The sequence below is a fragment of the Parabacteroides goldsteinii genome (assembly GCF_020091425.1).
In the GTDB taxonomy this organism is placed as follows: Bacteria; Bacteroidota; Bacteroidia; order Bacteroidales; family Tannerellaceae; genus Parabacteroides; species Parabacteroides goldsteinii.
In genome coordinates this window covers 1-13,373 of the sequence record NZ_CP081906.1, presented here as the reverse complement: position 1 = coordinate 13,373, position 13,373 = coordinate 1, and the positions used below count along the sequence as shown (strand labels likewise).

The following is a 13,373-nucleotide window of genomic DNA, read 5'->3' as shown; positions in this document are numbered from 1 at the left end:
TCACTATAATAAATATATCATGACAAATAATACGACTTCCTCCCCCTATCTGTCAACTAAAAAAGTAGCCATCGTCATCCTTAACTGGAACGGTGCGAAGCTGATGGAAGAATTTCTCCCGTCTGTAATAACATACAGTCCGGCAGAAGAGGCAGAAGTAGTCGTGGCCGATAATGGTTCTACCGACAACTCGATAGCCCTGTTGCAGGAAAAGTTCCCTTCCGTCCGCATTATCCAGCTGGATAAGAACTACGGTTTCGCCGAAGGATACAACCAGGCACTCAAACAACTCGACAACGAATATACCGTCCTGCTGAACAGTGATGTCGAAGTAACCCCCGGCTGGCTCGACGCACCATTGGCTGCCCTTGAGGCCGATGCCACCATCGCCGCCGCCCAGCCCAAGATACGGGCACAGCGCAACAAGGAATATTTCGAATATGCCGGAGCTGCCGGCGGTTATATGGACATTTACGGGTATCCTTATTGCCGGGGACGCATGCTCCATGTCGTAGAAAAAGATGAAGCCCAATATGATACGCCTGCCGATATCCTCTGGGCAACAGGGGCCTGCCTGTTTATCCGTACCGCCGTCTATAAAGAAATAGGCGGCCTCGATGCCGGTTTCTTTGCCCATCAGGAGGAGATAGATATGTGCTGGCGGTTACGTTCGCGGGGGTATCGGCTGGTATGTACGCCCCAATCGGTCGTTTATCATGTCGGAGGGGCGACTTTGCAGGTGGAGAGTCCCCGCAAGACTTTCCTCAACTTCCGCAATAACCTGCTGATGCTTTACAAGAACCTTCCGGAAAAAGACCTGAAGCCTGTTATGCGTGCCCGCTTCTGGTTGGATTATATAGCTGCTACGAAATTCCTGTTATGCGGCCATATTCAAAATGCCAAGGCTGTATATGAGGCCCGCAAAGCCTTTTTCAATATGAAACCGGAATATGAAGAGAAACGCAGGGAGAACCTGGCAAAGACAACGCTTCCGATTATTCCAGAACTGATGCGCAGCAGCCTAATCCTCGCTTTCTATTTGAAAGGGAAAAAGAAATACTCCGACCTTTAAGTTCTTTCTTCATAATATCTAAGTGGAAAGGATATGATATCTAACCTTTTTTGTCAGGACTTTTAGAAAAGAAAGATTAAGCATACATATATGTAAGGCATGCTTTACATTTCCAAAAGTCTAGCCTTACATATTTGCAACGTATATATTACATATTTAAAAGTCATAACAAAAAGGATTAATTGTCAGGACCCAAAAGGATAAAACCAGTAATGAACCGGCTTAAGGAAGCAGAGAGATAATATCCCACAACGAATCGACAGTAAAGAACCGCGGGTTTACGACAGGCTCATCCACCTTTTCATGTTCCCAGGTAGTATGGTAAGGGATATGAACAGCATAACTGCCAAGTTCCAAAGGCGGGAGGATATCGGAACGGACAGAGTTACCAATCATCAGAAATTCTTCGGGACGAATATCCAAATGCTTCAACAGCAGACGGTATTCACGGTCGGTCTTGTCGCTCATTATTTCGACGTGATGGAAAAGATGCTCGATACCCGAGCGGCGCAGTTTCTGCTCCTGATCGAGCAGGTCGCCTTTGGTCACAACAATCAGACGGTAACGACCAACCAACGCATTCAGTGTCTCCTCCACTCCATCCAGCAGTTCTACCGGCTTGGTGAGTTGTTCCTTTCCCAGGGCCAGGATTTGCTCCAGTACGCTTGCCGGGACTTTACCGCCGGTGATACGGATAGCCGTTTCCAGGACAGACAAGATATAAGCCTTCACCCCGTAACCGTAAAGAGGCATGTTGCGGCTTTCCGTGCGGAACAGTTCAGCCGAGACGGTTTCGCCGTCTACATAGGAGGCAAGCAAAAGGCGGAGTTTCTGCTCCGTCTCCAGAAAATAAGTTTCGTTTACCCAAAGCGTATCATCGGCATCGAAGCCAATCACCTGTATTCCTTCCATTATAAATTAGCTTGTTGCAATATATCAATCATTATTGGTTTAAAACCGCTTACAAAACATTCCACGGCAATAACCATCAGGATAAGTCCCATCAGACGCATCATCACGTTATTCCCCGTCTCACCCATATATTTGTTCAGCCGAGTGGAAGCACGGAGTATCAGGAAAGTGATGAAATAGACAGATGCTATCACACTCACCAGCAGGATTTTCTTTATCAACGTATCCGCATCTTCCATCAGCATGATACCGTTGGCAATCGCACCGGGACCACAAAGCATCGGAATGGCGAGCGGGGTGACGGAGATATCGTTTACATACGTCTTTACCTCTTCATCCTTCAGTTTTGCCTTGGAATAACGTGCTTGAAGCATGTCGAATCCGATGGTAAAGATAATAATACCGCCGGCAATACGGAAACCGTTTGTAGAGATACCGAAGAACTTGAACAGGAACTGCCCCGAGAAAGTGAAAACCATCAACGTGATAAAGGATACGATGGTGGCACGGCGCACAATGGTTTTGCGTTCATCGTCACTCATTCCGTTAGTCATCGTCAGGAAAACCGGCATAGTACCCAACGGGTTTGTCAGGGTAAAGAAAGAAGTGAAGCACAAGAGGGCAAAAGGGAGTAAGGTATCCATAATATGCTAGTTTAAAGTTATTTCATAACAAAGATCAAGCGACTGATGGTAACTGTTTCCCCTCTTGAGAGGGGATAAGGGGTGTGTTATAAAACACTTGCTTTAACACACCCCCTGCCCCCTCTCAAGAGGGGAACAGTTACTCCTGTCACTAAATTGTTTCTATTCATCCCAGACTAAATAAGCAGACACCAGCCAATGGTTCAGTTTATTGCCATCTATCTCCTGAGCTTCGGGGATGCTTACGGTAAATGTATGTTCGCCCGGTTGGATATCGGTCAATTCGACTTCCTCAGGCATCACATCGGAACCCGGACACCAGTTGGAACGTGAAAAATCGGAAGAAGCGACAGGTTCTTCCACTTCTTTCTCTGCATATCCTTTCTCTCCGATATAAGAGGCCAGACGTTTCTCCAACCACACACCCGTTGCCGGATTGAAACGGCGGAAAGAGGCACAGTCATTACGCCACGGGATAAAGTTCAGCACTTCTTTGCCATCCACAGAAATAATATTGCGCTTCTGTACAAACTCGTCGCCACCACTATGACCACCATGTCCGGTAACGATATATTTCAGACGCACGTTCTTTGCTCCTTCCGGAACGGTAAAGCCGGTCGACACATCTTTACGGGCAAAAATATCAGGATAAGACTGACCGATATAGTAAACCGTATTCATCAACGGTTCCACATGTCTTTTGGGCAATGCGTCACAGGTTATATCCGATTCGTCCACATCAATGGTAACACTGGCAATATATCCTTCGGGAGTCCAGGTATCGATAAAGACACCTACATAAGCCCCGCCTTCCAGTAAAGGATACAGGTCGGTGATATTCTGCTCCCAGCTCACACTATCGGCCCACTGGTCGATATAAACAGGCTTGCGTTTGCTACTCAGGCTATCGTCTGCACTGCTGTAATGACCGACACCGAACGGGGTCATAAAACGCATCAGTTCGACAGTCGGTTCATAATCCTCACCGGAAACAATACCAATCAAGTTTTCCAATTTCGTACTGTCTACTGCAGGGAATTGCTTCTCTCCTTTTGCTATGTTCAGCAGATTGATAGCCGACTCTTTGGGGAGGATGAAGCAGGAACCGGACTTATCCCAACGGTCACCGTTGGAGGCAATTGTTACTTTCAGGTTCACGGAGACATTGCGTTTATAGTCGGGCAATGTAACCTTCTTCAGGATGATACGTCCGTTTACCAGATGGTAGATACTATCTGCTCCCGGTTCACTGTAACCGGCATACTGGTCCGGTGCGAACTTCACCGGAGTGTCGTGAAATACCTGCACGGAATAATCTCCCATCGCCGGTAATTCCCGGTGGCCGCATGCTGTCAACAGCATCGCACCGGCCAATGAGAATGATACTAAGATTTTCTTTGTCATTGTTGTTTAGAATTTAGTAAGTTCCTTAATCAACTGCTTCTGTCCGGTTACTTTATCGGCGTGGATACAAGGACCGGTTACACACCCGCCTTCGCAGGCCATCACTTCGATAAACTGTGCCGGAGCCTTTCCCGTCTTGGCATAAGCACGAAGCAGGGCGACGTTCTTCTTTGTCAGGTTGGCTACCTGTACGGCATTTACCTGTTCTTCTTTCAGATAGACTTTCACGGCATTTATCACACCGCCGCTCTGGGCAAAGCCATGTGCTTCACGCACGGAATTATAAAGGACGGAGAACGGTTTCGCTTCTTCCACCTTTATACCCAGGCCTTCCAGCACCGAACCGATTTCCTCGAAAGTCAGCGTAAAGTCGACTGCCGGGTCCATCTTTACTTCTTTACGTTTAGCAACACACGGGCCGATGAAAACGACTTTGGCGTCCGGATGTTTTTCTTTCACGAGACGGGCCGTATAATACATCGGGGAACCGGTTGAAGAGATATATTTCTTCAGGTCCGGAATATGTTTCTCTGCCAGCTGGACATACGACGGGCAACAGCTGGTCGTCATGAACGGTTGTCCTTCTTCCAGCTTTTCCTTCAGTTCTTCCGCTTCCCGGCGGGTCGTTTCCATCGCCCCCTGGGCGACTTCCACAATCTCCTCAAATCCCATTGCCTTAATCGCTCCGTACACACTTTCCACCGGTGCACTGAATTGTGCCAGAATGGAAGGTGCCACGATAGCAATCATCTTCTCCTTATTGCGCAAACGTTGCAGTATATCAAACACTTGTGATATTTCGAAGATAGCACCGAAAGGACAGGCATTGATACATTTACCGCAGTAAATACATTTCGATTCATCGATATGCTCCACGCCGTATTCATCTTTGCTGATAGCCTTGACCGGGCAAACTTCTTCACAAGGAATCGGTATATAAACAATTGCATGGTAAGGACAGTTCTGGTGGCATTTGCCGCAACTGATACAAGTGTCATGGTCAATCCGCGCCTGTCCGTTCTTTTTGAACTGGATGGCGTCTTTCGGACAGTTCATATAACAGCTACGCGCCACACAACCACGGCAGAGGTTGGTAATTTCATAGTTTACCTGTACACAGGAGGAACATGCTTCATCCACCACGCACATCAGGTTCTCTTTCTTGTTTTCCGAACGGAGCAGCGCCCGTTTAGCATACTCGGAGAGCGGTGTCAGTTCGTCAACTTCGTCCTGCATATCAAAACCCAGAAGAGGAAGTGTCTTGTATTTCCATACGGCACGTTCCTTATGTACGCAGCAACGGCCTATTACTTTCGATTTACGGGGACTCAACTCTATGGGCAAACGGTCAATCTCGTCGAGCAGACGATTTTCCTTCCAAAGTTTAACTAACTTCGCCATCAATCCGTGGCGGACAATCATTACGTTGTTGGTAAATGCCATGGTGCTTTGTTTATTTGTGCTTTAAAAATGCAAAGATAGAGAAAGTTATCCAAATACTAACCGTAGCTCTCCCTTAGAATTATAGAGGCGCTGTAAACATCGCCTCCAAAAGGCGGGTTCAACTTGGAGAGTTTCAGTTCGATAGCCAGAAGTTGCGGAAAAGTATCCTTCAAGGCTGCCAGGATACGTCCCGCCGCATGTTCCAGTAATTTGGAAGGGATAGCCATTTCACGCTTTACAACTTCGTAGACAACGGCATAATTTATCGTATCTTCCAGGTCATCGCTGGCTACCGCCTTTTCAAGGGGAGCCGTCAATACAAGGTTTACCACAAACGTATTGCCGACACGTGTCTCCTGCGGGGAGACCCCATGACAGGCGTAAAATTTCATGGTTTCCAGTTCTATTTGTACTGTCATTTTTCGTTATTTTATCTGTAAAAGTAGATAAAGTAAACCTTTCTGCAAAAAAATAGTCTATATTTGCGATTAAGCAAACAAACTATTTATGATGGGAATAAAACAAAAAGATGAAAACTCTGCCGGTGGCCTACATAACACCCTCGCCGCCGGAACAAACGTAAAAGGTAATATTATTACAGAAACCGATTTCAGATTAGACGGACAGGTAGATGGCGACATCAATTGCAGTGGAAAAATCGTAGTGGGTCCAAAAGGACGTGTAGTAGGCAACATTATTTCTACCAATGCCGAAATTTTGGGCGAAGTGGAAGGTTCTATACGTATCACAGAAAAACTGATACTAAAAGCTACCGCCAACATTAAAGGAGACGTGTTTACCCAGTCGCTGGAAATAGAGCCAAATGCCCGTTTCAACGGAGTTTGCAACATGTCATCCGATATGACAAAGAAAACAAAAGCCCAGTAATTTACCGGGCTTTTTACTTTTATAGCCTGTTACTTATTTTCTTCCTGAGGCAACAATCAGTTGCGCAACCTTATCATTAAACTCCTCTTTCATCAACAGACTTTCCAACGGTATATGCATCCGGTAGCACCAGTAATGGTTTGAGTTGGCCGGGACATTGATTCGTTCGGCTTCGATGTCTTTCCTCTTCACTGTATCGTCAATAGCAAACCAATCCTGTAAAGGAATAATAGTCAGCATAGAGTTTGTTGCCAGATGGTTTGTGATAATCCGGGAGGCAATTTCCGATGAACATTCCCCGGGAGCCTGCCCTTCATAATGCAATACATTATTATAATAGCGCTGTATCTTTTCGCGATCTTCCTTCCACCAGTTGCGGAGCGGTGACATATCATGGGTAGATGTAGTACAAACAGAATTATACGGCAGACTGAACAAATCGGAAAACTCCCGCTGAGGAGTCTTTGGCATCCGTTCAATCTCCAGGCTCAGAATCTGTAACTTGTTCATTACATCAGGTACCGATTCGGGAATCATCCCAAGGTCTTCCCCGCACACCAGCATATTGGTACTGCCCACTAAAGGAGTCAGCCGCTTGAATGCCTGTGCCTTCCAAAAGTCGTTATGACGGTGATAGAAGAAATCCCAATACAGCTGGTCGAAGGCATACTTTTCGGATGTATTCAATTCACTATATATATAGGAATGGCTGGCTGAAATACGCGGATGGAATTTTTCCTTTTCCTGTGGGTCACGCAAAAACAACACTTCATTGGCTATGGCAAACAATCCGTCTTTTATGCGTAAAGAGACTTCGTCTGTTTTCCCATCGAATATGGCTTCTATCTTCCGTTGCGTATCACAGAATGATTTCAGGACGAAATGATTGGATGAAGACTGTGCCAGATAAGTACCTTCTACCTCTTCTGCCAAATCGCCGAACAACTCGGGCAGGAACTTTCGGTTAATATGCGGTGTAGTAAAACGTGCTTCATTGAAAGTTAATCCGTACTGTTCAATCTCTTCCCGGGTAAAAGGCAAAGCCGGATTAAAATGTCCGCAAAGGCCTTGTATATAATCCAACGGAACTTCCCAGATACGGAAAAATCCTAAGATATGGTCGATACGGAAACAGTCAAAATAGTCACTCAACTTATGGAAACGCTTCTTCCACCAGGAGAAATGGTCTTTCTCCATAATATCCCAGTTATAAGTCGGAAATCCCCAGTTCTGTCCATTGACAGAAAAGTCATCGGGCGGAGCTCCTGCCTGGCCATTCATATTGAAATACTGTGGTTCTGTCCAGGCATCGATACTGGTACGATTCACTCCGATAGGGAGGTCGCCTTTCAGGACAATGCCATTCTTACGGGCATAGTCGGATACCGACTTGAATTGAGTATGTAATATGTATTGCAGGAAATAATAAAAGGATATCTCCGGATAGGCGCCACTGTCTTCCGAGCAAAGTTCGCGTATCTGAGACTTATTATAGATTGCATTCTTATCCCACTTCGTAAAGTCGGAAGTCTGATACTTCTCACGCAGATAACTGTAAGCGGCATAAGGCATCAGCCAGGATTGGCTTTGTTCAAAAAACTCATGGTATTCCGGACTCGACAGAATGGCTTGTCCTTCCTGACTGAAGAACTCACGGCAATAAGCTAACTTATATCCTACCGCCGCTTCATAATCGACAAAATCTTTTGCATTCAGCTCTTCCTGTTTTGCCTTGTAGAAGGCAACCCTGTCTGCATCCTTCAATTCGCCCATCAAAGGCAGGCTGATATACATCGGATGGAGCGCATAAACAGAAATGGCACTGTAAGGATAGGAATCCCTCCAGGTATGGCTCATAGTCGTGTCATTCATCGGCAACACCTGGATAATGCGCTGGCGGGTTTTCTTTGCCCAGTCAACCAACATACGGAGGTCTCCCAAATCACCGACACCGAATCCTTGTTCCGAACGCAAAGAGAATACAGGGATAACTGTCCCCGCACACCGCCACAACGGTAAGTTATCACGAAAAGACAGACCGGAAACCACTACTGTTTCTCCGAAATCCTGCGGAGGCAAATCCAGCTTCCTGTTTTCGTCTTCCTCCCAATATAATGGTTGGTGTTTGTCATTATCATATACCAGGAACTTATATTCCAACGGATAAATGATATCATTGGCATCCAAGTCGATATGCCAGTCGGGAAAGGTATCGCAACTAAGTATCAACGCTTTATCCGGATGCCAGTTTCCCAGACACTCCTGGTTTCCGGTGATGGCAACACTCTGCCATTTCTCCACCCGGGGAGCCGATATCTTGATTGTCAGTTTCTTTCCGCTCTTAACAACTCTTTCGTATGTATTACAGGGATGTGCAAACAGACTTTTAGTAAAAGCCGACGAGTAGAATGACAGATTAGCCGGACGTATCTGCCAGTAGTCATATAAAGTATAATGATTGGCATGTCCTTCAAATGTGACCTGATGATTTTTCTCCCACTCTTCAAATATCTGCTTATCGTTTATACTTAAAAAGTAGCGGTATTCTATGGTCTGTTGCGGCGATGTAAGTTCCAACTCCAGCTCAAGCTGCCAGTTTCCATCCCCTTTGTAGTTCATCTCTTTAGCCAAAGCAGGCTCCCATGAGCCAAGCTCCGGAATAGACCCTACTATACATAACTTCTGTCCCCAAACGGTATGGAAGTTTATATTAAAGGTGACTTTCATGTGTATCAAATTTAGTTCCGGAGACGAAGGTATAAAAAATGCGGGGAAAATCCCCGCATTCCTATAAAAATATTTGTTATGTTACGCTTATCCACACTTTGAAGCTCCACAGTTCGTACAGATCAGACACCCTTCCTGATAGATAAGGGTTTCCAGACCACAGTTCGGACACACCTGTCCTTTTACTTCCGTACCATTCGGCAGATACTTCTTCAATGCACGTTCAACCCCATTCTTCCAGGTATTGATCGATTCATTGTTCAGTTCCATTCCCTGAACCAACTTGATAACCTGGTCGATAGGCATGCCGTAACGCAATACGCCGGAGATCAGTTTCGCATAGTTCCAGAATTCGGGATCAAACTTTCCGTCCAGACCTTCGATAGTCATCTTGTAACCACGCTTGTTCTTGAACTGGAAATCATAATGTTTCTTGCCGTCTTCATCATAACTCTTGATGATCGTTCCTTTGGATACATTCTTCGGCAACATGATACCTTCGTCATCATCGGCAAGACCGGTAAAGATCTCATACGGACGACCGTTCAGCAAACCGACAAAAGCAATCCACTTTTCGCGGTTGTTCTGGAACTTCACTACATCAGCTTCCAGTTCACGCGGACGGGTGGAAACAATCACCGGCGGTTGCATGCAATTACAATCATCTTTCTTCTCTTTTTTCTTTTCTGTCGAGAGCAGTACACCTGAACGGGAACCGTCACGGTAAACCGTACAGCCTTTACATCCGCACTTCCATGCTTCAACATACAAAGAATCTACCAATTCTTCCGATACGTCAGCCGGCAAGTTGATAGTTACACTGATAGAATGGTCCACCCATTTCTGGATACGTCCCTGCATCCGGACTTTCTGCAACCAGTCTACATCGTTTGAAGTAGCTTTATAATAAGGTGATTTAGCTACCAACTCATCAATTTCTTCCTGGGTATATTTCTTGATAACGGAATAACCGTTAGCCTGCATCCAGGTTACAAACTTATGATGGAATACGACATATTCTTCGAATGCGTCGCCGGTTTCATCCACAAAATCGACACGCGTTTCCGCATCATTCGGGTTAACCTTACGACGACGTCTGTACACCGGAAGGAATACCGGCTCGATACCGGAAGTCGTCTGCGTCATCAAACTGGTTGTTCCTGTCGGAGCAATAGTCAGACAAGCAATGTTACGACGACCGTACTTCAGCATATCTTCATACAATCCCGGATCAGCTTCACGCAAACGGTTGATAAACGGATTCTTTTCCTCACGTTTCGAATCATAGATTTCGAAAGCGCCACGCTCTTTAGCCATCATAACGGAAGAACGGTAAGCCTCCAAAGCCAATGTCTTCTGGATTTCTTCAGCACACTCTGTTGCCTCATCCGTTCCGTAACGAAGTCCCAAAGCCGCAATCATATCGCCTTCAGCAGTGATACCCACACCGGTACGACGGCCTTGCAGAGTCTTCTTCTGTATCTTTTCCCACAAATGACGTTCCGTTTCCTTCACTTCCATTGATTCCGGGTCAGAATCGATCTTTTCAAGGATCTTCTCGATCTTTTCTGATTCCAGATCGATAATATCATCCATGATACGTTGTGCCAATGCTACATGTTTTTTGAACAGATCAAAATCGAAGTAAGCATCTTTTGTAAACGGATTTACTACATATGAATAGAGATTGATAGCCAGCAAACGGCAACTGTCGTAGGGACAGAGAGGTATTTCACCACACGGATTGGTTGAAACCGTACGGAATCCCAGATCGGCATATGAATCAGGAACAGATTCACGCAAAATAGTATCCCAGAACAAAACACCGGGTTCAGCCGACTTCCATGCATTATGGATGATCTTCTTCCACAAAGCAGCCGCATCGATTTCCTTTACTGTAGTCGGTTCATTTGAATCAATCGGATATTGCTGTTTATATGAAGTTCCGCTAACAACGGAATTCATAAAATCATCATCAATCTTCACCGAAACATTTGCCCCGGTAACTTTTCCCTCAGTCATTTTTGCATCAATAAAGGACTCCGAATCCGGATGCTTAATCGATACACTTAACATCAGCGCCCCACGACGACCGTCTTGTGCTACTTCGCGTGTCGAATTAGAATAACGCTCCATAAACGGCACCAAACCAGTAGATGTAAGAGCTGAATTTTTAACAGGAGAGCCTTTCGGACGGATATGCGACAAATCATGTCCCACACCTCCGCGACGCTTCATTAACTGAACCTGCTCTTCATCAATCCGGATAATTGCACCATATGAATCGGCTTCTCCGTCCAATCCTATAACAAAACAATTAGAGAGTGAGGCAATCTGGTAATCATTGCCAATCCCCGTCATCGGACTTCCTTGCGGAACGATGTAACGGAAATGATCAAATAGGTCAAAAAGCTCCTGCTCTGATAAAGGATTAGGATACTTTTTCTCTACACGGGCAATTTCACTTGCCAGACGGTGGTGCATATCCACGGGAGATTCCTCATAAATATTCCCGAATGCATCCTTCAAAGCATACTTGTTTACCCATACTTTAGCGGCAAGCTCGTCGCCCGTAAAGTAGTCCAGTGAAGCCTTAAACGCTTCATCGAATGTGTAAGTTTTATGGTTCACGATAATTACTGTATTAATAATAGTGCAAGTTTAAGAATACTTTATTTATTGACCAAATTATTAAACAACTAAAATCGAAAAGAATATCAGGTTTTCCAATTCATTTCATACCATATATGAAAATCAACATATTAACATTTCGCAAATCCAAAAATATTTTCCAAAAAGAAAACCACTAACATTTCCATGTTTCCCAAAACAGAAAAAGGATGCCATATAAAACGACATCCTTTCCACCTATATAAAATGATTTATCAGCTTCTTAATTTAACCTCGATCTCTTCAACAGACGAACGGAAAGACTTGCTCGTTTCCATCTGGTCCTTGATTGTTTTGCAGGCATGCAATACTGTGGCATGATCTTTCTTTCCTACAATCTTCCCAATATGGGAAAAAGAACAATCGGTATACTTTTTGGCAAGATACATCGTAATCTGACGAGCCTGCACAATCTCACGTTTTCTGGAACGTGTCTGAATGACCGCCTGATCCAGATTGAAATAATTACATACGATTTCCTGAATCATCTGAACAGAGAGCTGTTTTTTCTCCAGACGGACAGCCTGACTTACCACACGTTTAGTCAGAGGCAGATCTATTTCCTTATTATTAATAACAGCATTCGCCATCAATGAAACAAGGATACCTTCCAGGTCACGTACATTTTCAGTAACATTATTCGCAATGAAGTTGAATACCTCATCCGGAATAACAATACCGTCATGGTTGATCTTATTCTTCAAGATCTTCTTTCTCAAATCAAGATCCGGACGGCTCAACTCAGCTGTAAGTCCCCATTTCAGACGGGTTATCAATCGCTCCTCCATTCCCTGCAAATCGACAGGTGCCTTATCCGAAGTAAGGATCAACTGTTTTCCCAGCTGATGAAGATGATTGAATATATGGAAGAATGTATTCTGAGTCTTATCCATACCGATCAATTCCTGGATATCATCCAATAGCAGAACATCGATATTCTGGTAAAAATTCAAAAAGTCATTCGTTGTATTCTTACGGATTGCATCGGTAAACTGAACACGGAACAAGTGGGAGGAAACATACAATACCTTCTTTTCCGGATGAAGTTCACGGATACGGGTTCCTATGGCATGACACAAGTGTGTTTTACCAACCCCTGACGGTCCGAAAATAAATAAAGGATTAAACGTCGTCTTTCCAGGATTCTGTGCAACAGCCTCACCTGCCGTACGCACTAATTTATTGCTGGTTCCTTCAAAATAGTTATCAAAGTTATACTTGGGATTTAACTGCGGATCCAAATCCTGAGGTGCAGTCTGTATAAATGGATTAGGAGCCTTATTCGCATCTTTGGGAGTTATCTTCTTTACTGCTACCGAACCATTCTCTGCCGGATAATCTACGGTACCACCAGTCGTCTTATCTACCATAACACGGTAGTTAAGAATCGTACCCTGACCTATTACACGATATAATGTAACTTTCAATACATTTACGTATTTCTCCTCAAGGTACTCATAAAAGAACTGGCTCGGCACCTGGATCGTAAACTTATTATCCTCATAGGATAAAGGTATGATCGGCATGAACCATGTGTTAAAAGCGGCCTCCGGCACGATGTCTTTAATGACAGCGAGGCATTTATTCCACAATGTCTGATATTCAGTCTGCAT

Annotated in this window: 10 protein-coding genes; 2 read left to right on the top strand and 8 right to left on the bottom strand. The window is 44.8% G+C overall.

Annotated features, from left to right (window positions below; translation table 11 throughout):
- Positions 1–19: 19 nt before the first annotated feature.
- Positions 20–1,072 carry a glycosyltransferase family 2 protein gene (locus tag K6V26_RS00845; protein ID WP_224264401.1) on the top strand — a complete coding sequence of 351 codons (1,053 nt, stop codon included), beginning with the start codon at positions 20–22 and terminating at the stop codon, positions 1,070–1,072.
- Between the two features lie 222 nt (positions 1,073–1,294).
- On the opposite strand, the gene K6V26_RS00840 is transcribed toward K6V26_RS00845, so the two are convergent.
- From K6V26_RS00840 to folB, 5 genes are all read right to left on the bottom strand, one after another.
- Positions 1,295–1,984 carry an HAD family hydrolase gene (locus K6V26_RS00840; RefSeq protein WP_224264400.1) on the bottom strand — a complete coding sequence of 230 codons (690 nt, stop codon included), beginning with the start codon at positions 1,982–1,984 and terminating at the stop codon, positions 1,295–1,297.
- Entirely contained in the window at positions 1,984–2,628 is a 645-nt protein-coding gene (locus K6V26_RS00835) for a MarC family protein (RefSeq protein WP_128133153.1), read from the bottom strand. The genes K6V26_RS00840 and K6V26_RS00835 overlap by 1 nt, the downstream gene beginning before the upstream one ends.
- Before the next feature lie 162 nt (positions 2,629–2,790).
- Entirely contained in the window at positions 2,791–4,032 is a 1,242-nt protein-coding gene (locus tag K6V26_RS00830; protein WP_224264399.1) for a PNGase F N-terminal domain-containing protein, read from the bottom strand.
- Between the two features lie 6 nt (positions 4,033–4,038).
- Entirely contained in the window at positions 4,039–5,475 is a 1,437-nt protein-coding gene (locus K6V26_RS00825) for a monomeric [FeFe] hydrogenase (protein ID WP_007654143.1), read from the bottom strand.
- 56 nt (positions 5,476–5,531) lie between these two features.
- Positions 5,532–5,894: a dihydroneopterin aldolase gene (gene folB / locus K6V26_RS00820; protein WP_010800470.1), complete on the bottom strand. Its 363-nt coding sequence runs from the start codon at positions 5,892–5,894 to the stop codon at positions 5,532–5,534.
- Positions 5,895–5,982: 88 nt separating this feature from the next.
- On the opposite strand from folB, the gene K6V26_RS00815 reads away from it, so the two are divergent.
- Positions 5,983–6,363, top strand: a complete 381-nt coding sequence (locus K6V26_RS00815; protein WP_010800471.1) for a bactofilin family protein — start codon at positions 5,983–5,985, stop codon at positions 6,361–6,363.
- Positions 6,364–6,396: 33 nt separating this feature from the next.
- On the opposite strand, the gene K6V26_RS00810 is transcribed toward K6V26_RS00815, so the two are convergent.
- The 3 genes from K6V26_RS00810 to dnaA form a co-directional block, all read right to left on the bottom strand.
- Positions 6,397–9,090, bottom strand: coding sequence for a 4-alpha-glucanotransferase (locus K6V26_RS00810; protein WP_224264398.1), 2,694 nt, complete (start codon positions 9,088–9,090; stop codon positions 6,397–6,399).
- An 87-nt stretch (positions 9,091–9,177) separates the two neighbouring features.
- A complete protein-coding gene (locus K6V26_RS00805; protein ID WP_007654147.1) occupies positions 9,178–11,721 on the bottom strand; it encodes an adenosylcobalamin-dependent ribonucleoside-diphosphate reductase in 2,544 nt (847 codons plus the stop codon).
- Between the two features lie 254 nt (positions 11,722–11,975).
- Complete coding sequence (dnaA, locus tag K6V26_RS00800; RefSeq protein WP_010800474.1) at positions 11,976–13,373, bottom strand: chromosomal replication initiator protein DnaA; 1,398 nt, start codon at positions 13,371–13,373, stop codon at positions 11,976–11,978.

Excerpts from the sequence above, each read along its gene's own strand:
- K6V26_RS00845 (WP_224264401.1), top strand. The coding sequence starts at position 20 with ATGACAAATAATACGACTTCCTCCCCCTATCTGTCAACTAAAAAAGTA.
- K6V26_RS00840 (WP_224264400.1), bottom strand. The coding sequence starts at position 1,984 with ATGGAAGGAATACAGGTGATTGGCTTCGATGCCGATGATACGCTTTGG.
- K6V26_RS00835 (WP_128133153.1), bottom strand. The coding sequence starts at position 2,628 with ATGGATACCTTACTCCCTTTTGCCCTCTTGTGCTTCACTTCTTTCTTT.
- K6V26_RS00830 (WP_224264399.1), bottom strand. The coding sequence starts at position 4,032 with ATGACAAAGAAAATCTTAGTATCATTCTCATTGGCCGGTGCGATGCTG.
- K6V26_RS00825 (WP_007654143.1), bottom strand. The coding sequence starts at position 5,475 with ATGGCATTTACCAACAACGTAATGATTGTCCGCCACGGATTGATGGCG.
- folB (WP_010800470.1), bottom strand. The coding sequence starts at position 5,894 with ATGACAGTACAAATAGAACTGGAAACCATGAAATTTTACGCCTGTCAT.
- K6V26_RS00815 (WP_010800471.1), top strand. The coding sequence starts at position 5,983 with ATGATGGGAATAAAACAAAAAGATGAAAACTCTGCCGGTGGCCTACAT.
- K6V26_RS00810 (WP_224264398.1), bottom strand. The coding sequence starts at position 9,090 with ATGAAAGTCACCTTTAATATAAACTTCCATACCGTTTGGGGACAGAAG.
- dnaA (WP_010800474.1), bottom strand. The coding sequence starts at position 13,373 with ATGCAGACTGAATATCAGACATTGTGGAATAAATGCCTCGCTGTCATT.